Consider the following 23667-nt stretch of genomic DNA (forward strand, 5'->3'; position numbering starts at 1 on the left):
GCGGGTGGAACCGGAATAGATCGAGAATCGTCTGGCGACGCTTCTATTGCCGTGAAGGCTCCGACGGTCCTTGTCAGGAAACGACGTGCGGCTGTCCTGATCCGCCGGTTCGTGTTCGTTGTCCGGGGCACGACTGGTTGCGATATACGGATAAGCGAGGCGTCGCCTTCGGATTGGCCGGCGAAGGCAACTTCGGCACAACCCGACCAACGGTCGTCGGCAATGATGACGAGCTGAGCGCAAGGAGAATGTGATGACCCCCAGCAGCATCGTTTCTCAGGTTGGTGAAGAGCGAACTCATTCAACAATGATGGCCTGGCGCGTGCACGAGTTTGGGCCGCCACAGGTCATGAAGTTCGAGCCCGTGCCACGACCCAAGCCCGGTCCTGGCGAGGTCCTGGTCAAAGTTGAAGCCGCTGGGGTCGGGCCATGGGATGGCTGGATCAGAGCCGGGAAGAGCGCCTTGCCGCAACCGCTCCCCCTCACTCTGGGCTCGGATCTGTCCGGTGAAATCGTCGCGATGGGCCCCGGAGTCTCCGAACGACGTGTGGGAGATCAGGTTTATGGTGTTACGAATCCGCAGTTTGTCGGCGCCTACGCCGAGTACGCTCTCGCTTCCGCGGGCATGGTCTCGAGCAAGCCAAGCTCGCTGACCCACGTTGAAGCCGCCTCCGTTCCTGTCGTTGCCGTCACCGCATGGCAGGCGCTGTTTGATCACGCCCAACTCAAAGCAGGTCAAACGGTGATTATTCACGGGGCGGCCGGCAACGTTGGATCCTATGCGGTTCAACTGGCCCGTCACGCGGGGGTTCAAACCGTCGCAACCGTATCGACGGGCGATATTTCCGGCGTGCGCGACCTCGGCGCAAACACCGTGATTGATTACCGAACCCAGCGCTTTGAGAAGGAAGTAAAGGACGCGGACGCTGTGATTGATCTAGTCGGCGGCGAAACCCAAGACCGCTCATTCCATGTCCTTCGTCGCGGCGGCAAGCTGATATCGGCAGTGTCCCGCCCGGATCAGGATCTTGCAAAGCGCTACGGTGTTGAAGCCGCCTTCTTTCTGGTCAACGTCACGAGCCAATATCTGGCGGAGATCGCTCGCTTGATCGATGATGGAAAGCTGCGAACAAACGTGGGGGCAGTCTTACCCTTCGCGGATGCGAGCGAGGCTCATTTGATGCTGGAACGCGTGCGGCCTCAGCCCAAAGGAAAGATCGTGCTCGACGTCGGAGCGAGTTGATCAACTGAATTTTGGTAGTTGCGCTCGCGCGCAACGCGCAGCCGAGCTCCACAGTAACTCTTGAAAGGACGCAACGATGACAACCCCAACTCGCGCCCATGCTCTCATCATTCCCGATTCCTTACTCGCGAAAGAGGCGACGGACATCCTGCGCGAACATTCCACCGACCTGCTCTTTAATCACTCGATCCGCGTCTACCTGTTCGCGGCTGAGCAGGGTCGTCAGAGGAATCTGCGCTTCGACCGTGAGCTCCTTTACATCGCTGCCGCATTTCACGATCTCGGCCTGATCAAGAAGTTCTCGAGTCCAGACGAGCGCTTCGAGGTCGATGGCGCAAATGCCGCACGGCAGTTTCTTAGCACTCACAACATCGCTGAAGATCAGGTGCAGACCGTCTGGGAAGCTATTGCGCTGCATACCACCCCCGGCATCCCGAAGCATATGGGCGCTGAAGTGGCGCTCCTCAACTCCGGTGTGCTTCTCGACGTTATCGGAGTGGGGTTCGAGCAGTTCCCAGCGGAGCTGCGCGAGGAAATTGTCGCCAAATACCCGCGCACAAGTTTCAAAGAAGGCTTCATTCAGGAGTACTTCGCCGGCTTTGCGCACAAGCCCGAGACGACGTATGGCACCGTCAACGCCGCCGTGTGCGAACGTTTCATCCCAGGCTTCAAGAGCCCCAACGCCTGCGACTTGATCGCTGCTTCGCCCTTTCCGGATTCGCCAGCCCAAGGCTCAAGATTATGACATTGGCCTTTCCTGTGCGCCGGGAACTGAAGCCTGATCGCGCGCAAGCTGCCGCCGCCGACTCGCTGGCCTCTCTCATTTGGCTGACGCTCGGCGCTTTTGCCATCGGCAGCGAGGGGTTCATGATCGCCGGACTGCTCCCGGCCCTGGCGCGAGATCTGAACGTCGGTTTGCCCGCCGCCGGTCATCTGGTCACCGCGTTCTCTCTCGCTTATGCCATCAGCGCGCCGGTCATGGCCGTGTTGACGGTCGGGCTGGAACGGCGTCGCCTGCTGATCGTCGCCATGGCCGGCTTCGCCCTGGGCAATCTGCTCGCCGCGCTGGCGTCAGGCTATGCAGCGCTGTTGGCCGCGCGGCTGCTGTTGGCTCTGTCCGCAGCAAGCTTCATGCCGGCGGCCAGTGGATATGCCGCCGCACTGGGCGGTCCGGAGCGGCGTGGCCGCGCCTTGTCCGCTGTCACCACCGGGTTGACCCTGGCCATCATCGGCGGCGTGCCGCTGGGCGTACTGGTGGGGCAGGGGTTCGGCTGGCGCGCCACCTTCTTCGGTGTCGCGGGGCTGGCGGTGTTCTCGCTCTTTGGGATTCTCACCCGGCTGCCGTGCCAGCGACCTGGCGTCACGGCCGGCCTGGGTGAGCGTCTGGCGCTGGCCAAGCGTCGCGATATCCTGGGCGTGCTGGTGACCAACGTGCTGACCGTCGCCGGCACCTTTACGGTCTACACTTATCTCGGTGTCTTCATAGCCAGCGTCGCGGGCCTTGGCTCGCAGGCGCTGGCGCCGGTCCTGCTGGGCTTTGGCCTGGCCGGCGCGGTCGGCACCCAGCTCAGCGGCAGCGCGGCGGACCGTTGGGGCGCGCGCATGATCGTGATCGTTGCCGGTTGGCTTGCCCTGGTGGCTTATCTTGCGTTCTCGCTCAGCGCGGCACTCGGGCCGGCGCGGGCAATGCCGGTCCTGCTGCCAGCCATCCTGATTTGGGGGTTGGCCAGCTGGGGGCTCATAACGGCGCAGCAAGCGCGGCTAGTGGGGTTGGCGCCGGCACTGGCGCCGATCAGTCTCTCGATGAATTCCTCGGCGATCTACCTCGGCAGCGCGATGGGTGCCGCAGCGGGAGCTGTGGTCGTTGCCAATGGCGCGATGGAGCGGCTCGGCTGGGCGGCTGCGGGATTCGATCTGGCCGCGCTGTTATCGGTGCTGCTCAGCGGCGGCAGCACATCAGGCCGAAGCTGATGGCGACGGCGATGGCTTCACATCGGAAGCGTCACCATCACTCATCAGCTCGGCCCTGCATCTTGGTGCCAACTAGTTTGCGCGAGCTCGTTAGAAGAGGAGTGCGATCATGTCGATCAGTGGATTTTCCTATCGGATTGGTGCGCTGTCAAACCCTCAAGATATGACAGCAAAAGCAGTGAGGAGAGCAATGCGAACGGCCTTCGTGCCGCTGATAGCGTTAGCGATCGCCTTGGGAGCTTCACCTGCGATCGCGCAGGAGCGGGAGCAGGTGAAAATCGCGTTCGAGCACGCACTCCCGAATGTCGAAGGAAAGAAAATAGTTGCTGTGACGGTGACCTATCCTCCCGGAGGCAAATCGCTGGCTCATCACCACGCAGCCTCGGCATTTATCTACGCCTATGTGTTATCCGGGGCCATCCGCAGCCAAGTCGGCAATGACCCCGCCAAGGTCTATCACGCAGGCGAAGGGTTTTACGAAATGGCCGGCTCACATCACATCATCAGCGAGAACGCCAGCGACAAGGAGCCCGCCAGCTTACTGGCAGTCTTCGTCGTCGATTCCAAGGACGGGCCCTTGACGACGCCAGACAAGGCGCCGTGATCACGAAAATTGCGCGACGAGCTCGCCCGTGGCCATGATGCTCAATTGAGGAGCTGCAGGGGCTACTGGTTGGCGGCTGCGCCAGCGAGCCAACCGGTAGACCTTTCGTCGTCGCCTCGCTGGTCGCGCCAAGCCTTTTGCAGTCTCCGGAACTAGTTGCATAATGGGGCGCTAGACTGGAGAGGCAAAGAGGTGCCGGTACAAGCTGTCGCAATCGTCGTCTGGGAGGGGGTCCAGGCGCTAGACGTGGCGGGACCGATGGATGTGTTCAGTGAGGCGAACGCGTTTCTCGGCAGCGCGGACCGCTATGAAACGGTATTGGTTGCTGCTCACCGCAATCCGCTGCGCGCCTCGAACGGCATACGCATGGTCGCCGACCTGAGCTTCGATGAGGCGGCGGGCGGTTTCGACATCGTTCTGGTGGCCGGCACTCCGACGCCACCGGAAGCGGCGCCCGAACCGTGCCTGCTTCGGTGGGTCAAGGAGCTGCCGTGGCGCTCCAGCGTTTATGGGTCGATCTGCACCGGGGCATTCGTCCTTGGCTATGCCGGCCTCCTTGACGATCGGCGAGTTACGACCCATTGGCAGGATGCACAGGCGCTGGCGGCTAGGTTTCCGAAGGCAAAAGTCGAACCGGATCTGATCTATGTCCGCGATGGACGGTTGATAACCGCGGCTGGTGTGACTGCGGGGATAGATTTGGGCTTGGCGCTCGTCGGGCAGCGGCACGGCGCGGAAACGGCGCTCAAGGTCGCCAAGCGGCTGGTTGTCGTTGCCCAGCGCCAGGGCGGACAATCGCAGTTCAGTCCCTATCTCACGGCACCTGCTGATCCGGAATCGCCAATCGCACGCATCCAGGACCATGTCATGGCCAATATTGGGGATCGCCACACGCTGGAGTCGCTCGCCGCCGTCGTCGGCATGAGCCCCCGGAATCTCGCCCGACATTTCGGGCAGGTGACCGGGACCACGCCGCACGAATTCCTCGAGCGCGCCCGCGTTGATGCCGCGCGCATGATGCTGGAAGCAAGCGACCGGCCGCTGAAGGCCGTTGCCTTCGATTGCGGCTTCGGGTCGGCGGACCGGATGAGAATCGTCTTCAGCACCCGTCTTGGCGTAACCCCTGTCCAATATCGCGCTAGCTTCCGACGTGCGGAGTCGGAATAGATCGCGAGCTAAGACGAAAGCGCTGTCTCCTGCTGGCGCGAGGGCGCCAACGAGCCTTTTGTCAGGAAACGACGTACGGCTGTCCTGATCCGTAGTATTCCGTTCGTTGTCCGGAGCAGGGCACTGTTGCCACAATACGACAAGCAACCAGCCCATTACTCAACCGAGGAGATTGCTCCATGTCTGAGATCATCGCCGGCATCCGCGTGCCTGACAGCGCCATCGCGCGCGCAGCCACGCAGCTCGTGCGCGATACCGAAGACGACCTGCTATACAATCACAGTCGCCGTGTCTTCCTGTGGGGCGCGCTCACGGGCGAGCGCCGCGGGCTGAAATACGACCCGGAGCTGCTTTACCTCGGCGCCATGTTCCACGACATGGGTCTGACCGAGAAATATTCGAGCCCCGAGCTGCGCTTCGAGGTCGACGGCGCCAATGCCGCCCGCAACTTCATGAAAACCTACGGCGTGCCCGAGCGTGACATCGAGGACGTCTGGACCGCGATCGCGCTCCACACCACACCCGGAATCCCTGAGCATATGCGCCCGACCATGGCGCTGGTGACCGCCGGCGTGGAAATGGACGTGCTCGGCATCGCCTATCACGACTTCACGCATGAACAGCGCGATCATGTCTGCGTCCATCATCCGCGCGAGACAAATTTCAAGGAGAACATTATTGATCACTTCGCCAACGGCATCATCAAGAAGCCGCTGACGACGTTCGGAAACGTGAAGGCCGACGTCCTCGCGTTGAAGGACATGAACTATGTCCGTCAGAACTTCTGCTCGATCATCCTTGGCTCAGCGTGGCCGCACTGAGCCCTCCTTGCTCCCAGCCGAGGAGGCCGAGATGGATACCAGCCGTACGAGCATGTCCGGTCCTGAAGGAGCCGCCATCGGCACGGGTGAGGGAGAAGTCGTTGCCCAGAGCCCGATCGATCAGATCTGGGCCGGGCGGTTTGCGTGCCCGAGTTTTGCAACGCTCCGGTCCCGCGACGCACAATTGAGCAAATCCTCCGTATCGCGCGGTTCGCGCCGAGCGGTGCGAACATCCAGCCTCGGCACGTCTACGTGCTGGCTGGCGCGGCCAAGGACAGAGTCTCGATGGCGCTGTTGGACGCGCACGAAAACTCGCGCGACGAGCACGTCTCGGAATACAAATACTACGCCAGCGATTTACTGGACCCGTACCTCAAACGGCAGCAAGAATTTGGCCGGTTGTTCTACGAATCGCTCGGAATTGCTCAAATCGTCTCGAGGCGAGGAGCAGACAAACCGCGAAGAACTGCACACATTCTTCGGCGCGCCGGTGGGATTGATCGTGACCATCGCGACCGTCGCCTGGAAGTCGGAAGCTGGCTCGACCTCGGAATGTTCGTGCAGAACGTGATGCTCGCGGCGGCAGGACGCGGGCTTCAATCGTGCGCAGGAAACGTTCGCAAAATACCATCGAATTTTGCGCCCGTTGCTGTCAATTCCGGCGGAGCAGATGGTGATGTGCGGTATATCGGTCGAACACTGCAAGGCAAATCGCGGGGGCTAAAATACAAGGCCGAAAATATTATTCATGGTTGGCTTCCCCGTTTCAGTTCAGCCGGTGTCATGCCTCATATGCGTGCGCCAGATGCCATCAGTGGCCTCCGCCCGCTGCTGCACCCTTCGGTTTGCCGGTTAGAAGGAGGGCGATGCCGGCCAGCACCAATACGATGCCGACCACCGCAAAGGTGTCGCTGAAGCCCATGACGAGCGCTTGCTGCTTGACGGTCTTGCCGAGCGCAATGATGGCCTGGTGGCGGGCGCCGGCTGGATCGGTCACGCCATGAGCCATGAAGTAGTCAGTCAAGGATGCGATCCGTGCGCGCACTTCCTCGCGGCCGAGGTCGACGGCCTGGCCAATGATGTTGGAATGAAACTGCTCGCGTTTGGTGACGATGGTAGCGAGCACCGCGGTGCCGATGGCGCCGCCGAGATTACGCATCATGTTGGCGATGCCGGAAGCCGCTGCCGCGTCCTGCGGCGCCACGCTGCCGAGCGAGATCGCGCTCAAGGGGGTCAGCAACAGGGCCTGCCCCACCGCGCGGACGATGTTCGGAATGAAGAGCTGGTCGCCGGAATAATTCACCGACATCGCGATGTTCATGAACGAGCTTGCTGCGAAGAAGGCGGTGCCGGCGAACGCGATCAGGCGGATGTCGAAGCGCTGCATCAGCTTCGGCACCAGCGGGATCAAAAGCAACTGCGGCAGGCCAGTCCATGCCAGCACGGCGCCGATCTGCTCGGCATTGTAGCGCTGCACCTGGCCCAGATAGGCCGGCAGCAGGTAGATCGAGCCGAACAGCGCGAAACCGATAAAGACCGCCGCCAGCGTGCCGAGCCCGAAATTGCGCTGGGTCAGCAAGCGCAGGCGCAGCAGCGGCTTTTCGACCAGCAACTCGTTGGCGACGAACAGAGTGAGGCTGACCGCGGCGACCAGCGCCAGCTTGATGATGAAAGGCGAGCCGAACCAGTCGTTCTTGTTGCCTTCCTCCAGCACGGCCTGCAGGGCGGAGAGACCCGCCGCCATGGTGGCGATGCCGAACCAGTCGCCTTCGCGCAGCAGGCCGAGATTCATCGGCGCGCGTTCGAGCGTGAGGTAGAGGGTGGTAACCATCGCCACCGCCGGTACGACGTTGACGAAGAAGATGGTCTGCCAGCCGTAGTTCTCGGTGAGATAGCCGCCGATGGTGGGGCCGATCGCGGGGGCAAAGGTTACCGCGAGCGAGAACATCGCGAGCCCGATCGGCTGCTGCCGCTGCGGCAGCTTGGTGAAGACAAGGGTGAACGCCATGGGGATCAGCACGCCGCCGAAAAATCCCTGGAAGGCACGGAACGCGATCATGGTCGGCAGATCAGTCGCGAAGGCACAGGCCACCGAGAACGCCGCAAACAGGCTCGCGAACCACAGCATGATGTTGCGGAAGGAGAAGACGCGGCTGAGGTAATCGGTCAGCGGGATGACGATGATCTCGCCGATCAGGTAGGAGGTCGAGATCCAGGAACCGTTGTCGACGCCGGTGCCGATGCCGCCCTCGATGTTCAGCAGCGAGGCGTTGGTGATCTGGATGTTGAGGATCGCCATGAACGCGCCGATCATGGCAGCGAAGATGGCGATCCAGATCGTGGCGCTGGCGCGCGCGGGTGGGGCGATCAGCGGGGCCGGTGCAGGCGCAACGCGTGCTGCGGGGGCGGAGCCGGTGAGGACGAGGTCTGACATGAGGTCACCTGTTCACCTGTTCGATGCGATCTGCGATGAGGCGGGGCGAGGGCGGGCCGGCTGCGGGACAGCCGCCGTCTCGACCGTCGCCTTGGTGTGAATGCTGGGGATCACCGACATGCCGGGCCGCAGCTCGACGTCGTGGCCGTCGAGCACGATCTTCACGGGGATACGCTGCACGATTTTGGTGAAGTTGCCGGTGGCATTGTCAGGCGGCAGCAGCGCGAACTCCTGGCCGCTGGCCGGGGCAAGACTGTCGACATGGCCCCGCACGGCCTTGCCAGGAAACATATCGACCTCGATCTCGACGGGCTGTCCGGCGCGCACCTGGCCGAGTTGGGTTTCCTTGAAGTTGGCGATGACATAGGCGCCATTCGACGGCACCAGCGACATCAGCTGCGTGCCGGCTTGCACGAATTGTCCGACGCGGAGCGTGCGGTTGCCGACCACGCCGTCGATCGGCGAAACGATTGTTGTATAGGAGAGATTGAGCTCGGCTTGCCGTTGCAGCGCTTTTGCCCGCGCGTCGGCCGCCACGGCCTGCGCCACCTCCGCCTTCAGCAGTTCGACCCGCTTTTGTGCGGAAGCCAGATTCGCCTTGTCGCGGGCGATCGCGGCAACCGCAGTGTTGTCGCGGGCCCGCGCGTTCTGGGCGTTCTGCACGCTGCCGTAACCGGTCTTCTCGAGATCGGTATAGCGCTTGTTCTCCTGCCCGGTGAAGACCTGCGCCGCGATGTCGACATCCAGGGTCGCCCTGGCCGCATCGATCGTGGCCTGTTGAACGTCGAGTTGCGCGCGCTTGCTTTCGACAGCGGCGTCGGCGGCCGCGACGTCAGCCTTGGCCTGATCCAGCGCGACCTTGAAGTCGCGGTCGTCGATCCGCGCCAACACCTGGCCTGTCTTCACGTGCTGGTTATCGCCGACCAGAACCTGGGTGAGATAGCCCGAGACTCTTGGCGCGATGGTGGTGTTGTCAGCCTTCACATAGGCGTCATCGGTCGACACCAGGAAGCGCCCCACACTCCAATAATCCCAGCCATACCACGATGCGGTGGCCAGCAAGGCCAGCGCCGCGCCCGCGATCAAGGCTTTGCGGATTCGCTCCTTTTTCGAAGGACTTGCGGCCTGAACGGCAGCGCTTGGTCCAGGAACGGGGACCTGCGCCGGTTCCTGGGCGGGTTCAGCCGGGACGGCCTTAAGAGTGGCGGTTTGGGCGCTCATAGCGAGCCTCCGTATTTTGGAAACTTGATGTTTTCCAAAATAGCCCCTATGTTGGTTCTGTCAATGGAATGACAGTTCTCATGCAAAGGCATGGCTCGTTATGGCGATCACGAAGGTGGGAGACGTGAGCGAAGAACGGCGCGGCCGCGGCCGGCCGCAGGTGCGGCCGGACGAGGAGACGCGCGCCGTCATCTTGGACGTGGCGCGGCAGCAATTCGCGACGAGCGGTTATGCCGCCACCAGCATGGAAAGCGTGGCGCGGCGCGCCGGCGTTTCCACCAAGACGCTGTACCGGCTGATCCCTAACAAGGGCGCACTGTTCGAGGCCATCATCACCGACGGTATCGATCGTTTTGTCTCGCGCATCCGGTTGCGACCGTGCGAAAACGAAGATATCGAGTGCGCGTTGCGCGACGCGCTGATTGCCTGCGGCGAACTGATTCTTGACGGCGCCGTGATCGGGCTGCTGCGGATGGTGATCGGGGAGGGCGACAATTTCCCGGAGATCACCGAGACCTTCTACAACAAGGCGATCAAGCGTACCGAGAGCACGCTGGCGAGCTGGCTGAAGGCGCAGGCCGAGCGCAGGCTGATCGCGATCGACAATCCAACCGAGGCCGCCGGCATGCTGCTCGGCATGCTCGCCTTCCAGCCGCAGCGCGCGGTGATGCTGGGTCAAGCGCCGCCGCCCGGACGTGAGGAGCTGGAGCGGCGTGCGCACAAAGCCGCCGCGCTATTCTTGCGGGGCTGCGCATCCTAACGCTTTGCTTCGCAAACAGCCATACGGTCTCATCAACGGAGATCGTCATTCCGTCGATGTTGACGGCGACACGCCGCTGTTGTGGGTGTTACGCGACGCACTGGGCCTGACTGGCACTGATTCGGCAGCGGCATGGCGCTGGGCGGCGCGTACGCCCGATTTGGTCTTGCATCACCACAATCGACGGATTGGCGACTCCGCCATTACGACGATTGAAGCGATAGGCAAGACGCCGAAGGGCATCGGGTCGAACTCCATTCTTAGGTTCCGTCGGCGGTGCTACCCGCGCCGTCGAGGCTCGGATAATCCGTGTAGCCACGCTCGGCCTCGCCGCAGAACGTAGATATGTCGGGGGCGTTGAGCGCGGCCCCGAGGACGATGCGCTTCGGCAAATTCGGGATTGGCGATTAATGTTCTTCCGAAGACCACGAGGTCCGCCGTTCCCTCGACCAGGGCTTCCTCGGCCATCTCGACGGTGAAGCCGCCCGACTCGATCATCGGCCCTGGAAACAGCGGGCGGAAGAGCGTGGCGACGGACTGCGGTACGGCATCGTTCGTCTTATCCACCAGGCCCGCCCAGGCGCGGGCCTCGATGAGATGCAGGTAGCAGATGCCGCGGTTGGCAAGCCCTCTATAACGAACGAGTAGATCTTCGCCCGATCGCTGTCGCCCGCGTCGTCGCTGAAGGGCGAGATAACAGCTCACATCTAGAACGCGAACTGCGTTCGCATCGCCACGGCGTCGAACTTCGAGCCCACGTCGGCGGCAGACATCGGCGTCGCCTGTCTCGCGACGTTGCCGTGCAGGTAATCCAGCATGAAGCGGACGTTGCCGTTGACGTACCAATTCAGTGCGGCGGTGTAGACGGTTTGCCGGCCGCCTGCGATGCCGGTAGCGGCACCTAGCTGATTGTTGAGGTCGATCGTACTCACGCGCCCGGCGATCTCCCAAGCGCCCCAGCCGCCGCCGTCAAGCGAGAACGGATGCGCCGGTTTGATACCGCTATAGGAGGCCGACGCCGGATTATAGGCATGAGTCTCGCCCGTCAGCACGTATCCGGCTTGCGCGTAGCCGCCCTGGAATTTCAGGCTCGGTGCGCCGACAGGCGGCAGACCGGTATTTGCGCTGCGATCGACGTTGAACCAGAAATACTCGCCCTGCAGGATCAGCGGACCATACATTGCCGCCGCTTCGACGCTGTAGACCTGCGCGCCTGAGGCATTGGCAATTGCGCCCGTGGAAACCAGGGTCGTCGGATCGATGCGCAACTCGGGCCGGTCGCTGAGCGTGACCGTCTGTGCGCCTGTTATCAGATTGCGCGGCGGCTGGATCAGCCATTGCGCATCGCCACCAAGATGCAGGGAGTAATCCTTGCCGTTGACGATCTGGCCTGCAATACGTGCGACTGCGCCATACTGCTCGCTGGTGCCGTTCGGCGCGAGGCTGGATGCGGAGTGGATCGCGCCCGTGGAAGGTCCGGTGATGTAGCCGCCCGCCCAGAACACGTCATTGTACCAGCGCGTGCCGACCGCGGAGCGGAAGTCACCGGCGGCGATATTTGTCGCGATGACGCCTGCCGAGGCGCGCTCCATGAACAGGATGTCGTTGGAGCTCGTGGCTTCGTCGAGCGTGTAGGGCAGGTCCATGATGCCACCTTCGATCGCCATTTTGCCGCCGAAGGGTTTTAGCCCCGTATAGCTCAGATAGGCGTTCTCGATGCCGGAGACGCCGCCGCCTGGCAATGACCCAGGCGCCGTACCGGCGAACCCATCGGAGGACCCGCCGAAGTCATAAATCAGCGCAAAATTCCAGTCGCTGAGGAATTTGCCAGCGACACCGATGCGCGCGCGGCGCACATTTTGGCCGCTGTCGAGCTTCTGAGGAACCGTCGCTGCAGTATTGGGACGATAGTCATAACCGCCGACGTCCCAGTGTACGCGGCTCGTGATTCCGACGCAATTCTGCTCGTCCGCCGTGCAAAACGTCGGGCGGTTGTTCGGCATCGTCAGGATGCCGCCGGTTGAGGCCGACGGGCCCTTGACCGGAATGGCGGCATTGGCATTCGTGACGCTGGAGGCCTTTGCGTCCGCGGCTTTCGCATTTGCCTTCGCCGCTTTAGCATTGGCGTCCGCGGCGGCTTGGGTATTGGCGTTGGTCTGTTTCTGCAGCCGGTCGAGCTTCTGCTCGAGCATATGTAGCTGTTGCTTTAGCAGCGCGATCTCTGCGTCTCTGCTACTGGCCGATTCCGACCGAGCCGGCGAGGCGGCCAATGCCCCGGTGATGCCAAGTGCCACTGCCGTGAGTCGTGTTGCATCCATTTGAAGCTCCCCTGTCCGATTTAAGCCCCATTTCCTGCAGTTCGAGTTCTGGAATCAGTGACTGCTCCACAAGGGAGCTACAGCGGGTTCGGATCCCGTTTGTTGTTCGCTGCCAACAGGCGGGACTCACGCTGGTATGATAGCCAGCATAGAAGTCCGAGGAGGCGATGCAATGGGCGAGCAATGCTAACGCGGGCGCCCGATGATCTTAGCTGATGCAACAATAAATTGCGTGCCGAAGAGTACCTATACTTCGGCGACTTCTGCGTAAGCGGCGATGGTCCGATCTGTCGGCGTGCCCCGGGCAGCATCGTTCGACGAGAGCCAAAGCATTCGTTCCGTCGCCAAACGCGTATGTTCGATTGGGCCAGCGTTGTCGGCCCGAGCCGACATGCACGCGTTCGCGCAAAAGTCGCTTTCGGGAGCAACTCTGAGCCACCGAGAGCTCGCCGCAGGGTGCCCGCGGCGTTAGGGAGCAATTCCGATCCAGATGCCGATCCCGATAATCGCCAGGGAAGCGGCAATCACCAGCAAGTCGATCGTCAACCAGTTAAGGATGCGTTTCGCAGATTGAGGCGTAGTATGTCCCTCTGCGCTCACGTTATGTATCCAACAGCCGCAAGTGGCTGTGAACGAATTCACATTTCTGCACGGCTCGACTGATCGAAAAAATGGCAGCGCCGCCGCCCGATTGCGTTGCAACTGATTGGTCAAGGCGCGGCACGATCGGTTGAGCTCAGGCGGGATCAGGCGCAGAATCACTGTGCTCTGCAATGCGGCCGACTTGATCACTCGGCCCTGCGACTTTCGAGCAAGGAATTTGCCCGGGGCATTTGCGGCAATCACGCCAGCGAGAGGAGTACGCCATTAACGATCGCAAAGACCCGCGCATTGCGAAAGACAGCGCTACCGATGCCAGAATGATCAACATTTCATTGTGCCAGGTATGGCCGATCGTCCGTGAGGCTTGACCTATGGTGGCGGGCGCGGCGACCCTCGCTGAGCGAGCCGTGGACGATCCGATCAACGGGGTAACGGGCGGATTGCCGGTGAGGAGCAAGGCGCGCGGGTGATACGGCTGCGCGCTGTTAGCTGCAATTAAATCAGCATGGAACCCCCGGCTGGCTGGGGCTGGGGTCCGGCCGGGGGAACAGCTTGCACAGGCGAGCGGGTACATCGCCAGTGCGAGCCGATGCTTGGCCCGTGGGAGCCGTAGCCATTGATACAGATCAACGGATGCACGATCACATCCTTTGGAATCTCCTCAGTCCACCGCTCTGCAGCGTTGGGTGCGACCACGCGGAATGGTTCCTATATTGACCGGTCGGCAAATCCTAGATGACAGTTTGCAGATCCGTGGCTTCAATCATCTGCGACCAAATACCTTTCATCGTAATCATTGACGTAATCGACCCCGTCCAACTAAACCTGCACAAACCGCTGCGCCACTCACAACGCCGATTCAACTCGCCTGAGTCAAATCGTTGCCGCAGAGACGGAACTAGCATCATGTCGCGCGCGGCGAACGGAGGTATCGTAGGATGCCAAAGAAGCCTTCGAGCCGCGGCGCAACCAGGACCGCAACCAGGCTGTTCGTCGAATCTGAAAGCATCTACGTCACTGCTTTGGCCAGCATAGGAGAAATCGCCGTGCATCCACTACGCAAACTACGAGAGTCCGGCAGCGCTACGCCCGCGCAAGTGAGCGCGTTGCTCGCCGAAAACATCATATTTAACAGCCCGATCCTAGTGCGGGCGATCAAGGGACGTGAGACCATCGCGGCAATTTTTGCTCAGTCGAGCTCGACGCGTGGGTCCGGTGCCTATACAGCCGAGTATAAGCTGGATGAGCGGACGACCTTCTTACGCTGGGAAGGAACCATGGATGGTCACAAGATCGAAAGTCTCGAGGTCATCGTCGACAACGAGCAGGGGCTGATCGTGGAGCGTACAATTGCCCTCCGACCATATCCGGCCGTGAAGCTGTTCCGCGACGCTATGTACGCATCGCTCAAGGACAAACTGCCACCCGATGTTTGGGACTACCCGACGCCCTGACGGGACTACACGGGGCTGTGCTCGATGCTCGGCGCTCGCCATTCTTTCAGAGGAAACGCTCCGAGCTCCAGCCGGGCCGCGGCACACGCGCCGCTCGATAGGGCCGCCCCGCTTGCCGACAGTCGATGCTAGGCCCTTCCGACTTTTACTGCCTCGTTGCCAAGATCAATGGCTGGATGGCGGCCCCGAGCTTCCCCCCGGAACAGCCGGCGGAACAGACGCAGAGCATGCGCAACAGTAGAAACAAGCCTCGCCTGTGGTAGGCCGCTTTCAACTTAGCCATCTGCTTGCATTATCCTAGCTGATCGAGCAAGGCGCTCGCTTCCTGTCGAACCCTTCGGTGAACCAGCTATACAATGGCGTCAAGTAATCGCATGCCTGATTGCGCTTCCCCCGACCGCGCCACAACCTAGCAGCCAGGCCCCATTTCGGACATGGTCCTAGCCGGACATCGGCCTACAATACTGCTATATAACGAATTCAATTTCCCCAAGCTTTTGGGGGGTGCAGCTTGAGCAGCAAGCACGTTGGGCGGCGGCTGGCGGCCATTATGGCGGCAGATGTCGTGGGTTCTTGTCGCCTGATAGGGGTCGACGAAGAAGGCACGCTGGCGCAACTGAAAGCACTTAGAAATACGCTTTTTGATCCCAAAGTCTCTGATCATCGCGGACGCATCGTCAAGAACACCGGGGACGGCGCTCTCGTCGAGTTCGCAAGCGTGGTCGATGCCGTCCGATGCGCCGACGAAATCCAACGCAGCGTGGCGGAACAAAATACCGATGTGCCCCACGACAAGCGGATCGAATTTCGCATCGGCATTCATGTTGGGGATATTATCATCGCTGATGATGATATCTTTGGTGATGGGGTCAATATTGCAGTGCGTCTCGAAGGGATCGCGGAGCCCGGTGGGATTTGCATTTCCGACGATGCTCGGCGGCAGGTTCGGGGCAAGGTTGAGAACACCTTAGAGAACATGGGTTCGCAATCTTTGAAGAATATCGCCGAACCGATGCGGGCTTGGCGCGTGCTCGGCCCAAGCTCTTCACCGACAACAAAACCGTTGACCGAGACTGCGTTGCCGCTCGCTCTCCCTGACAAACCCTCCATCGCCGTGCTGCCGTTCCAGAACATGAGCGGCGATCCGGAACAGGACTACTTCGCCGATGGAATGGTGGAGGAGATTATTACCGCGCTCTCTCATTTCAAGGCGCTGTTCGTCATCGCCCGCAACTCAAGCTTCACATACAAGGGGCGCGCTGTCGATGTGAAGCAGATCGGGCGCGAGCTTGGGGTGCGCTACGTCTTGGAAGGGAGCGTTCGCAAAGCGGCAAACCGGGTGCGCATCACGGGACAGCTCGTCGATACCGCAGCTGGGGCACATCTTTGGGCGGACCGGTTCGACGGCGGGCTCGGCGACATCTTCGATCTGCAGGACCGGGTGACCGAGAGCGTTGTCGGGGCGATCGCGCCGGCGATGGAAAAGGCCGAGATCGAGCGTGCCAAGCGCAAGCCGACCGAGAGTCTCGACGCCTATGCCCTCTATTTACGCGGCTTGGCCAAGTTTTATCGGTTTACTAGCCGGCAAGCGAACGAAGAGGCATTGAGCCTCTTCAACAGCGCGATCGAGCTCGATCCGGATTTTGCATCGGCTTATGGTCGCGCCGCCTTTTGCTATGCCCATGGAAAGACCAATGGCTGGACCTCAAACACTACGAACCAGATTGCCGAAGTGATGAGGCTCGCTCGACGGGCGGTCGAGCTGGGTAAGGATGACGCAATCGCGCTCGCCGCTAGTGGATGGGCGTTAGCTTATTTTGTCCGCGATCTCGGGGCAGGCGCCGCCTTAATCGATCGCGCGCTTGTGCTCAATGCCAATTTGGCCGAGGCATGGTTTTGCGGTGGCTGGGTAAAAACTTGGCTCGGCGAGCCGAAACTTGCGATCGAGCGCTTCGCGCGTGCCATGCGCCTGAGCCCACTTGGCCCGTGGGTCACGCCGATGCAAAGCGGGACCGCGACTGCACATTTCTTCCTGGGCCACTATGACGAAGCGGCAAGGTGGGCAGCGATGGCATTGCAGGATAACCCGGACTTTTCATCAGCACTGCGTGTCGCTGCCGCAAGCAACGCGATGGCCGGTCGGCCGGAGCAAGCGCAAAAGGCGGTGGTTCGGTTGCGGCAACTTAATCCCGCGCTACGTGTTTCCAATCTCAAAGATGTGGTGGGCCCTTGGCGTGCCGAAGACCTCTTGCGATTAGAGGAAGTGTTGCGGCAAGCCGGACTGCCCGAATGACCATCCCAAGACGCCTGCCTACGGCACCCACGTGATGCAACAACTGGCCCATAGCTATTAGGGCAGGGCGCCACGGATCACCCGAACCCAACTTGGAGCTCGCAGCCAGGTTTGCTGCCGCTTTGAAAGGCCTCCTCACTTTCCGGGTTGAACCTGCTCCAAGGCGGTTTGGATAAAGCTCTCCACTTTCGGGAGTGCATACTGGCGACCGGCATAGACAAAGTACAGGGTCGCCTGCCGCTGCTGCTTCGTACGCCATTCCGACAGGACCCTCACCAGCTTGCCGGCTTTCGCCGCGTCTGCGGTTAGATATTCCGGCAACCATGCCATACCTTCTCCCGACACGACGAGGGACTTGCACAGTTCTGCGTCATCGACCTGAACCCGTCCCTTCATTTCAACCTCAAAGTCTGACTTCCCGTTCGTGAGAGTCACGGATGTCTTTTGGAAGAGGTACTTTATGAATGCAGCATCAGCCAAGTCGCGCGGATGGCTGAGCTTGCCTAACCGCTTCATATATTGCGGCGAGGCCCACAGGTCTGATCTTATTTCGATGAAACGTCGAGCTATGATTGACGAGTCCTTCAGCGCCCCAGCAAAGCGAATAGCAAGGTCGACACCTTCCTCAACTATATCGACGATCCGGTTCGTGAGGATGAACTGGAGTGAAACGTCCGGACACCTCGCCGCATAGGCACGGGCGATACGAGGCAAAATAGCGTGCCCAACGTCCACTGGCGCCGTAACCTTGAGGATACCGGACGGTTTGGTTTTCGAGACCTGAAGCGCCGCCTCACCTTGTTCGACTTCGCGGACGGCGATCGCACAGTGTTGGAAATAAGTGTCGCCTGCTTCGGTCATCCGCAGTTTGCGGGTGTTTCGCTGGATCAACCGCACCCCGAGACGCTTTTCCAATCCCGCCACTTTGGCGCTGACCGTTGTCTTGGGCATGCCCAAGCGTCTCGCAGCGGCGGAGAAATTGCCTGCTTCCACGACCTTCACGAATACCGTGATTGCATCCATGGTCGCTGTCCAAATACTTGCACAGTAAATCCCGACTTTACCAGCTAGTGGATGGTCTGGCGAGGCTCCTAGTTTCAAGGACGAGCGGAGGTTGACGTTGCTCCGCACATTGATCCTTCAAGCAGGAGAGCCAGTCGTGACTAAGGTTGATAAGCCCGAAACAATCGACATCGGTCGTCGTGGTATTCTAACCGGCATCGCGGCGGGAGTTGCCGTGGCCGGCACCGCCAGCTTGCTTTCAGAACATTCGGCATCTGCTGCGGATGGCGACGGCATTCGTCCCTTCAAGGTGAAGGTCCCGCAGGATCAACTCGACGATCTTCGCCGGCGCCTGGCAGCGACCCGTTGGCCCGACAAGGAGACAGTCGCCGATCAGACGCAAGGCGCGCAACTCGCAAAGCTCCAGCAACTAGTCCGCCATTGGGCGACCGACTATGACTGGCGCAAGGGCGAGGCAAAGTTGAACGCCTTCCCGCAGTTCAAGACGATGATCGACGGCCTCGATATCCACTTCATCCACGTGCGCTCTCGCCATCCTAACGCACTGCCGCTCATCATCACGCATGGATGGCCCGGGTCGGTCTTCGAGCAGATCAAGCCCATTGGCCAGCTCACAGATCCGACTTCGTACGGCGGCCGGGCAGAGGATGCGTTCGACGTCGTGATCCCGTCGCTGCCGGGCTTCGGCTTCTCGTCGCGACCGACCGAGACCGGCTGGGGCGTGGAGCGCATCGGCCGCGCATGGGACATGCTCATGAAGCGGCTCGGTTACACAACCTACGTCGCGCAGGGCGGAGACTGGGGCGCCGGCGTTGTCGAGGCAATGGGGCGGCAGGCACCAACGGGATTGCTGGGCATCCACACCAATCTGCCGGCGGTCTTCCCGCCCGATGCGGCCGAAGCGATCGGCAACGGTGGGCCCGCGCCTGCTGGACTGTCCGCAAAGGAGCGCGCTGAATTCGACGCCATGCAGTCGTTCATCAAGAGCGGCGGCTGGGGATACCTGACAATGATGAGCGCGCGACCACAGGCAGTCGGTTACGGCCTGACCGACTCTCCGGCCGGCCTTGCGGGGTGGATGCTCGTCCATGGAGGGTTCGGGAAGTGGACGTACGGCAAGGATCCCAAGCAGGCGCCTACGCCGGACGAGGTGCTGGACAACTTCTCGCTTCACTGGCTGACCAACACGGTAACCTCAGGAGCGAGGCTCTACTGGGAGAACCGCGATCAGAACCTGATCAGCGCGGCCGCGCAGAAGACTGACAAGATTACTCTACCGGTGGCCATCACGACGTTCCCGAACGACGATCTGTTCCGAGCCCCGGAGACTTGGGCCCGTCGCGCCTTTCCCAATCTGATCTACTTCCGCGACGCTGAGCGGGGCGGCCACTTCCCGGCCTGGGAGGAGCCCGAGCTTTTCGCCTCCGAGCTTCGTGCGGCGTTCAAGCCGCTTCGCCAATCGATCTGAAAACCGCGATCCTGCATTCAACAGATGGAGAATATCATGACTCACGTCGACACGTTTGACGCAGCCGCGGCTGGCTCCGCGACAGTAGACCCTTTGCAAGCACAGAACACCAATCTCTTCGCGCTCGACGATCTCGACTACGCGTCCATGACGAGGACGCTCCCGGAAAGGGATCTGACTGCGCTTCAAGCCGTCGCAGACTGGATCCGGACTTTCGTGGCCAGGCCTCACAAAGATCTCGGCCGCGATGGCGCGGTATGTCCCTTCGTGCCCGCGGCCCGCGAGCGCAAGACGATCTGGCTCGCGCCCGAGCGGATCGCCAAGCTGAGCGTGCCGGAAGTTGTCCGGCTCGTGAAGGACTACAAGAAGCTGTTCACGGAAGCCCAGTCTTCGAACGGCCATGACGCACACTACAGATCGATCGTCCTGGTCTTCACCGATTTGGCGTCAGATCGTGCAAGGGATCTCTTTGACGACGTCCTGCAGCATCTTGCAGTTCCATCGTACGTGGAGGATGGACTTGTGCTGGGAGCCTTCTACGAGCGTAATGAAGCGACAGCGATACACAGCTCCAGCTTCAGGCCGTTCACACCACCCGCACCGTTTCTGCTGATGAGGCCCGCAGTCATCAGCGACTGGAAGTTCTTCCTGGAAAGCGAGGACTGGCTCGACCGTTGGCCGCGCCGCTTCGGAGCGTCCGCTGTCCGGGGTCTTGCCGACGAACTACGGCAGTTGCCGTGGCGCAAGAGCCGCAGCTCGTTCTGACCGTCTTCCAAATCAACCCGAGATTCTGCTCTTCGAAGGAGACAATTCCGTGCCTCGCATCAAGACGCTTGCCGTAGCGGCGGTCGCTGCTACCGCTGTGCTCACCGGCCGTGCCTTTGCCCAAAGCGCGAACGAAGTCCGCGGCGCTTCCCCGTACGTCGCCATCCAGAACGAGCCCGCACCCAGGCTAGTAGTCGACCCCCCGCTTCCCGAAGGCCTCGCTCGGGGTGTCTTCTGGGCGCAGTATCGCGTCGAAAATCTGCGCATCGTGCAAGTGTTCGGTGCTGGTGCTCGCCAGGTATCTCCCCGCATCGGGCATCTGCATATCAATGTCGACGACCTGCCGTGGTGGTGGGCGGACGCGAGCGACAGCAACACGATCGACATCGCCGGGCTGCCGGCCGGCCCGCACAAGGTGAAGATCTCGCTAGTCGATCCGGACCACAACGTCTTCCCGGGTCAGGTGACGACGCTGACGTTCATCGTGCCCGAGCACGCCAAAATGAAGCACGACGGCCAGGACCAATGAGTCTCGCTCGGCGAGAACAACTAGGAGAGTTCCATGCTTAACGGAAAGACTGCCCTCGTCACTGGCGGGACTTCGGGGATTGGCCTCGCCACCGCCAGGCTGCTGCACGCCAACGGTGCGCGGGTCGCCATTTCAGGCCGCGAGTCTGATGCTCTTGAGCGGGCGCGCAAGGTCATCGGCGGCGATGTGCGCACATTGCAGACGGACGTGCTTTCTCTAGATGCCCTCCAAAAGATGGCTTCGGACGTGCGGCAAGCCTTCGGCGCGCTCGACGTCTTCTTCGCTAATGCGGGCGTAGCCTATGTCACACCGCTGGCGACGACCAGCGAAGCGCAATATGAGCGCCTCATGGACACGAATGTCAGGTCCGTGTTCTTTTCCATTCAGGCAGTCGAACCGGTCATGCGCGAGGGCGGCTCGATCATCCTGAACACAGCTTGGCTGAACCAGATCGGTGTCCCCGGTCGTGCTATCCTTTCGGCTTCGAAGGCGGCGGTTCGCTCGTTCGCACGCACCTTGTCGGCCGAACTCCTTGGCCGGCGCATTCGCGTCAACGCAGTCAGCCCGGGCCTGATAGAGACACCCATCCTTCGGGGCGTAGGCCGATCCGAGCATCCCGGGCAGACTGAAGATGAATTCCGCGAATATATTGCGGGCGCAAGCAAGCTGATTCCTCTCGGACGGCTCGGAAAGCCCGAAGAAATTGCCGCTGCCGTGCTGTTCCTCGCCAGCGATGCATCGAGCTATATGCTTGGATCGGAAGTGGTTGTCGATGGCGGGTTCGCAGAACTGTGACAGTTCGCACGCCGCCACCCAGGCCCAAGGGATCCTTTGCCGCCATCGGTTCTTGCGAATCCTTTGACGCAACGCTGCAAGGATGCGACAGGTTCCGGAACGCCCCTTGCTGTGGCCCCGCGCTTTGGAGCGCCGGGCCGCGAGCCCCAAAGGTGCCTTCATCGACGGAGCAGTCTCGACGCAACCCACCGAACCATAGGTGAAGGCGGGCGTTTACCGATCATGTCAGACGCATTCGACTATTTCCGCGCCTACGCCGTCCGAGCTCTTTGTAAAGCGCGGTCGATGCCGAAGGGCCGGATGAAGCACCTGCAGCTTGTGGTCGGCCGGATCTATAACCTTCTCAAGAAGGAGGCGGCGTTTGGCCCGAACACGCAGCACCTGGATGACTTCCGGGCAGCGCAGAAGGTAGAAAGATCTCTGGATGGTCGCCCGAACGATCCGGCGGCTGGAACTCGCTTTGCCGCAACGAATCCTCATCGCGCAGAGCAGGAGGTTCGTTGAGTGGCCTCCCTCGACGCTCGCGGTGTGGCAAGTCTCCTGCGGGAATATGCGCAGCGCACCGCCCTGCGAGGCGGCAATCCCTACCGGGCGAAAGCCTACTCTCGGGCCGCCGACAGCGTGGCGGCCCTTGCCGTCCCTTTGGACGTGCTCATCGCCGAGGATCGTCTTACTGAGATCCCGGGGGTCGGCGACGCGATAGCCGACATCATCACCAAGCTTCACAAGACGGGCAGTCACCCCAGCCTCGAAAAGCTGCGGAAGGAGATTCCCGCGGGCGTGCTCGAGATGCTCGCTGTGCCCGGCCTTCGTCCGGAGAAGGTGCTGCGCCTGTACAAGGATCTCGGCATCGGCTCGCTCTCGGAGTTGGAGGCCGCCGCCAAGGATGACCGCATCAAGAAGGCGAAAGGACTCGGCGCCGCGCTGCAGACCAAGATCTTGCATAACCTGGCGATCGCCAAGAGCGGAGAAGGCCGCCTCCACCTGCACCGAGCCGCCGCTCTGCTGGAACATGCGAAGGACTCGATCCGCAAGTCCCGCCCCGAACTCAAGCGTGTGACGATCGCCGGCGAGTTCCGCCGCGGCTGCGAACTCGTTGGCGATCTCGCGATCGTTGCGGAGGCTGCCAAGCAGGTCAAGGCATCGACGCCACCGGCCGACGGGCTGCAAATCCGAGTATCTGACCGCAAGCACTTCGGCGCTGCTCTCCTCTTCGCGACAGGCTCCGCCACTCATATCGAACAACTCCAGGCTTTGGCGGCGGAAAAGAGGATGCGATTGGAGCCCGATGGCTTGCACAAGGGCCGCATGCTGATCGCCAGCGAGGAGGCTGAGATCTACCGCGCCCTCGGTCTGCCCTTCATCGACCCTGAGCTCCGGGAAGGGCGCGGCGAGATCGAGGCGGCTCTGAAAGGCAAGCTCCCGAAGCTCGTCACCGACCAGGACCTGCGCGGGATCCTTCACTGCCACACGGATGCCTCTGACGGCACCGAGACGCTGGAGACCATGGCTAAGGCCACGCGCCAGCGGGGCTTTGAGTATTTCGGCGTGGCCGACCATTCCAAGTCCGCCCACTATGCCGGCGGCCTCTCCGTCGAGGAGATAGCGCAGCAGCACTGGGAAGCCGACCGGCTGAACAAGCGCTTCGGCAAGGATTTCCGGATCCTGAAAGGCATCGAGTCCGACATTCTGGTAGACGGGTCGCTCGACTACGACGACGGGGTGCTTGAACGTTTCGACTTCGTCGTGGCCAGCATCCATGGCCGATTCAAGTTGGACCGCAAGGCGCAGACGCAGCGGCTGCTTCGGGCCATTTCCGATCCCCACACGACCATCATCGGCCACATGACCGGGCGGCAGCTCCAGCGACGGCCCGGCTACGAAATCGATGTCGAAAAGGTGCTGCGGGCCTGCGCCAAGCATGACGTGGTGGTCGAAATCAACGCGCACCCATGGCGTCTCGACCTAGATTGGCGCTGGCATCAGGCGGCGCTGGGATTCGGCTGTATGCTGAGCATCAATCCGGACGCCCACTCCATTCCAGAGCTCGACCACATGCACTGGGGCGTCCAGATGGCCCGCAAGGGCGGCGTCCCCGCCGATCGGATCCTAAACGCGATGACGCTTGCGGAGATCACGCGCTATCTGCGCCAGAAGCGGCGCTCGCTCGCCCGCGCCGCCTGATGCCGCCGGGGCAC

20 protein-coding genes and 1 pseudogene are annotated in these 23667 nt (G+C 61.5%); 17 read left to right on the top strand and 4 right to left on the bottom strand.

Annotated elements, in window-relative coordinates; genetic code table 11:
- Nucleotides 1–253: 253 nt before the first annotated feature.
- The 7 genes from N2604_RS10070 to N2604_RS39705 all read left to right on the top strand — a co-directional run bounded on the left by N2604_RS10070 (nucleotide 254) and on the right by N2604_RS39705 (nucleotide 6721).
- On the top strand, nucleotides 254–1243 hold the full coding sequence (locus N2604_RS10070) for an NADP-dependent oxidoreductase (protein ID WP_260374561.1): 990 nt from the start codon (nucleotides 254–256) through the stop codon (nucleotides 1241–1243).
- Nucleotides 1244–1319: 76 nt separating this feature from the next.
- Nucleotides 1320–1988 carry an HD domain-containing protein gene (locus N2604_RS10075; RefSeq protein WP_260374562.1) on the top strand — a complete coding sequence of 223 codons (669 nt, stop codon included), beginning with the start codon at nucleotides 1320–1322 and terminating at the stop codon, nucleotides 1986–1988.
- Nucleotides 1985–3214 carry an MFS transporter gene (locus N2604_RS10080; protein ID WP_260374563.1) on the top strand — a complete coding sequence of 410 codons (1230 nt, stop codon included), beginning with the start codon at nucleotides 1985–1987 and terminating at the stop codon, nucleotides 3212–3214. Before N2604_RS10075 ends, N2604_RS10080 begins: the two co-directional genes overlap by 4 nt.
- Before the next feature lie 190 nt (nucleotides 3215–3404).
- Complete coding sequence (locus N2604_RS10085; RefSeq protein WP_260376195.1) at nucleotides 3405–3818, top strand: cupin domain-containing protein; 414 nt, start codon at nucleotides 3405–3407, stop codon at nucleotides 3816–3818.
- Nucleotides 3819–4010: 192 nt separating this feature from the next.
- On the top strand, nucleotides 4011–4985 hold the full coding sequence (locus tag N2604_RS10090; RefSeq protein WP_260374564.1) for a GlxA family transcriptional regulator: 975 nt from the start codon (nucleotides 4011–4013) through the stop codon (nucleotides 4983–4985).
- A gap of 179 nt (nucleotides 4986–5164) precedes the next feature.
- Nucleotides 5165–5806, top strand: a complete 642-nt coding sequence (locus N2604_RS10095; RefSeq protein WP_260374565.1) for an HD domain-containing protein — start codon at nucleotides 5165–5167, stop codon at nucleotides 5804–5806.
- Between the two features lie 144 nt (nucleotides 5807–5950).
- Entirely contained in the window at nucleotides 5951–6721 is a 771-nt protein-coding gene (locus N2604_RS39705; protein WP_409241694.1) for a nitroreductase family protein, read from the top strand.
- Here N2604_RS39705 and N2604_RS10100 read toward each other — a convergent pair.
- Together N2604_RS10100 and N2604_RS10105 are read right to left on the bottom strand one after the other, a co-directional pair.
- Nucleotides 6618–8240: a DHA2 family efflux MFS transporter permease subunit gene (locus N2604_RS10100; protein ID WP_409241695.1), complete on the bottom strand. Its 1623-nt coding sequence runs from the start codon at nucleotides 8238–8240 to the stop codon at nucleotides 6618–6620. The two genes, N2604_RS39705 and N2604_RS10100, sit on opposite strands and share 104 nt — an antisense overlap.
- A gap of 12 nt (nucleotides 8241–8252) precedes the next feature.
- Nucleotides 8253–9461: an HlyD family secretion protein gene (locus N2604_RS10105; RefSeq protein WP_260374566.1), complete on the bottom strand. Its 1209-nt coding sequence runs from the start codon at nucleotides 9459–9461 to the stop codon at nucleotides 8253–8255.
- Nucleotides 9462–9561: 100 nt separating this feature from the next.
- Between N2604_RS10105 and N2604_RS10110 the strand changes: the two genes are divergently transcribed.
- Together N2604_RS10110 and N2604_RS39710 are read left to right on the top strand one after the other, a co-directional pair.
- A complete protein-coding gene (locus N2604_RS10110; RefSeq protein WP_260374567.1) occupies nucleotides 9562–10221 on the top strand; it encodes a TetR/AcrR family transcriptional regulator in 660 nt (219 codons plus the stop codon).
- A gap of 31 nt (nucleotides 10222–10252) precedes the next feature.
- Nucleotides 10253–10462, top strand: a pseudogene (locus tag N2604_RS39710) ((2Fe-2S)-binding protein); the annotation flags it as partial.
- Nucleotides 10463–10928: 466 nt separating this feature from the next.
- On the opposite strand, the gene N2604_RS10115 reads toward N2604_RS39710, so the two are convergent.
- Nucleotides 10929–12539: an OprO/OprP family phosphate-selective porin gene (locus tag N2604_RS10115; protein ID WP_260374568.1), complete on the bottom strand. Its 1611-nt coding sequence runs from the start codon at nucleotides 12537–12539 to the stop codon at nucleotides 10929–10931.
- A gap of 1541 nt (nucleotides 12540–14080) precedes the next feature.
- Here N2604_RS10115 and N2604_RS10120 point away from each other — a divergent pair.
- Together N2604_RS10120 and N2604_RS10125 are read left to right on the top strand one after the other, a co-directional pair.
- Nucleotides 14081–14596, top strand: coding sequence for a hypothetical protein (locus tag N2604_RS10120; RefSeq protein WP_260374569.1), 516 nt, complete (start codon nucleotides 14081–14083; stop codon nucleotides 14594–14596).
- Nucleotides 14597–15107: 511 nt separating this feature from the next.
- Nucleotides 15108–16889 carry an adenylate/guanylate cyclase domain-containing protein gene (locus N2604_RS10125; RefSeq protein ID WP_260374570.1) on the top strand — a complete coding sequence of 594 codons (1782 nt, stop codon included), beginning with the start codon at nucleotides 15108–15110 and terminating at the stop codon, nucleotides 16887–16889.
- 135 nt (nucleotides 16890–17024) lie between these two features.
- On the opposite strand, the gene N2604_RS10130 is transcribed toward N2604_RS10125, so the two are convergent.
- Nucleotides 17025–17912, bottom strand: a complete 888-nt coding sequence (locus N2604_RS10130; RefSeq protein ID WP_260374571.1) for a LysR family transcriptional regulator — start codon at nucleotides 17910–17912, stop codon at nucleotides 17025–17027.
- 136 nt (nucleotides 17913–18048) lie between these two features.
- Between N2604_RS10130 and N2604_RS10135 the strand changes: the two genes are divergently transcribed.
- The 6 genes from N2604_RS10135 (at nucleotide 18049) to N2604_RS10160 (ending at nucleotide 23653) form a co-directional block, all read left to right on the top strand.
- Nucleotides 18049–19380, top strand: a complete 1332-nt coding sequence (locus N2604_RS10135) for an epoxide hydrolase family protein (protein ID WP_409241696.1) — start codon at nucleotides 18049–18051, stop codon at nucleotides 19378–19380.
- Nucleotides 19381–19416: 36 nt separating this feature from the next.
- The gene (locus N2604_RS10140; protein ID WP_260374572.1) at nucleotides 19417–20145 is read left to right on the top strand and encodes a DUF6875 domain-containing protein; all 729 of its coding nucleotides are present in this window, start codon (nucleotides 19417–19419) and stop codon (nucleotides 20143–20145) included.
- A 49-nt stretch (nucleotides 20146–20194) separates the two neighbouring features.
- Complete coding sequence (locus N2604_RS10145; protein ID WP_409241697.1) at nucleotides 20195–20674, top strand: DUF6130 family protein; 480 nt, start codon at nucleotides 20195–20197, stop codon at nucleotides 20672–20674.
- A gap of 33 nt (nucleotides 20675–20707) precedes the next feature.
- Complete coding sequence (locus N2604_RS10150; protein WP_260374573.1) at nucleotides 20708–21469, top strand: SDR family oxidoreductase; 762 nt, start codon at nucleotides 20708–20710, stop codon at nucleotides 21467–21469.
- A 222-nt stretch (nucleotides 21470–21691) separates the two neighbouring features.
- Complete coding sequence (locus tag N2604_RS10155) at nucleotides 21692–21973, top strand: hypothetical protein (RefSeq protein WP_260374576.1); 282 nt, start codon at nucleotides 21692–21694, stop codon at nucleotides 21971–21973.
- Entirely contained in the window at nucleotides 21974–23653 is a 1680-nt protein-coding gene (locus N2604_RS10160; RefSeq protein ID WP_260374577.1) for a DNA polymerase/3'-5' exonuclease PolX, read from the top strand. It begins immediately after the preceding gene.
- Nucleotides 23654–23667: the final 14 nt, after the last annotated feature.

This window comes from Bradyrhizobium sp. CB1015 (genome assembly GCF_025200925.1).
Classification (GTDB): domain Bacteria; phylum Pseudomonadota; class Alphaproteobacteria; order Rhizobiales; family Xanthobacteraceae; genus Bradyrhizobium.

Coding starts and splice junctions, on each gene's coding strand:
- N2604_RS10070 (WP_260374561.1), top strand. CDS start 254: ATGACCCCCAGCAGCATCGTTTCTCAGGTTGGTGAAGAGCGAACTCAT.
- N2604_RS10075 (WP_260374562.1), top strand. CDS start 1,320: ATGACAACCCCAACTCGCGCCCATGCTCTCATCATTCCCGATTCCTTA.
- N2604_RS10080 (WP_260374563.1), top strand. CDS start 1,985: ATGACATTGGCCTTTCCTGTGCGCCGGGAACTGAAGCCTGATCGCGCG.
- N2604_RS10085 (WP_260376195.1), top strand. CDS start 3,405: ATGCGAACGGCCTTCGTGCCGCTGATAGCGTTAGCGATCGCCTTGGGA.
- N2604_RS10095 (WP_260374565.1), top strand. CDS start 5,165: ATGTCTGAGATCATCGCCGGCATCCGCGTGCCTGACAGCGCCATCGCG.
- N2604_RS10100 (WP_409241695.1), bottom strand. CDS start 8,240: ATGTCAGACCTCGTCCTCACCGGCTCCGCCCCCGCAGCACGCGTTGCG.
- N2604_RS10105 (WP_260374566.1), bottom strand. CDS start 9,461: ATGAGCGCCCAAACCGCCACTCTTAAGGCCGTCCCGGCTGAACCCGCC.
- N2604_RS10110 (WP_260374567.1), top strand. CDS start 9,562: ATGGCGATCACGAAGGTGGGAGACGTGAGCGAAGAACGGCGCGGCCGC.
- N2604_RS10115 (WP_260374568.1), bottom strand. CDS start 12,539: ATGGATGCAACACGACTCACGGCAGTGGCACTTGGCATCACCGGGGCA.
- N2604_RS10120 (WP_260374569.1), top strand. CDS start 14,081: ATGCCAAAGAAGCCTTCGAGCCGCGGCGCAACCAGGACCGCAACCAGG.
- N2604_RS10130 (WP_260374571.1), bottom strand. CDS start 17,912: ATGGATGCAATCACGGTATTCGTGAAGGTCGTGGAAGCAGGCAATTTC.
- N2604_RS10140 (WP_260374572.1), top strand. CDS start 19,417: ATGACTCACGTCGACACGTTTGACGCAGCCGCGGCTGGCTCCGCGACA.
- N2604_RS10150 (WP_260374573.1), top strand. CDS start 20,708: ATGCTTAACGGAAAGACTGCCCTCGTCACTGGCGGGACTTCGGGGATT.
- N2604_RS10155 (WP_260374576.1), top strand. CDS start 21,692: ATGTCAGACGCATTCGACTATTTCCGCGCCTACGCCGTCCGAGCTCTT.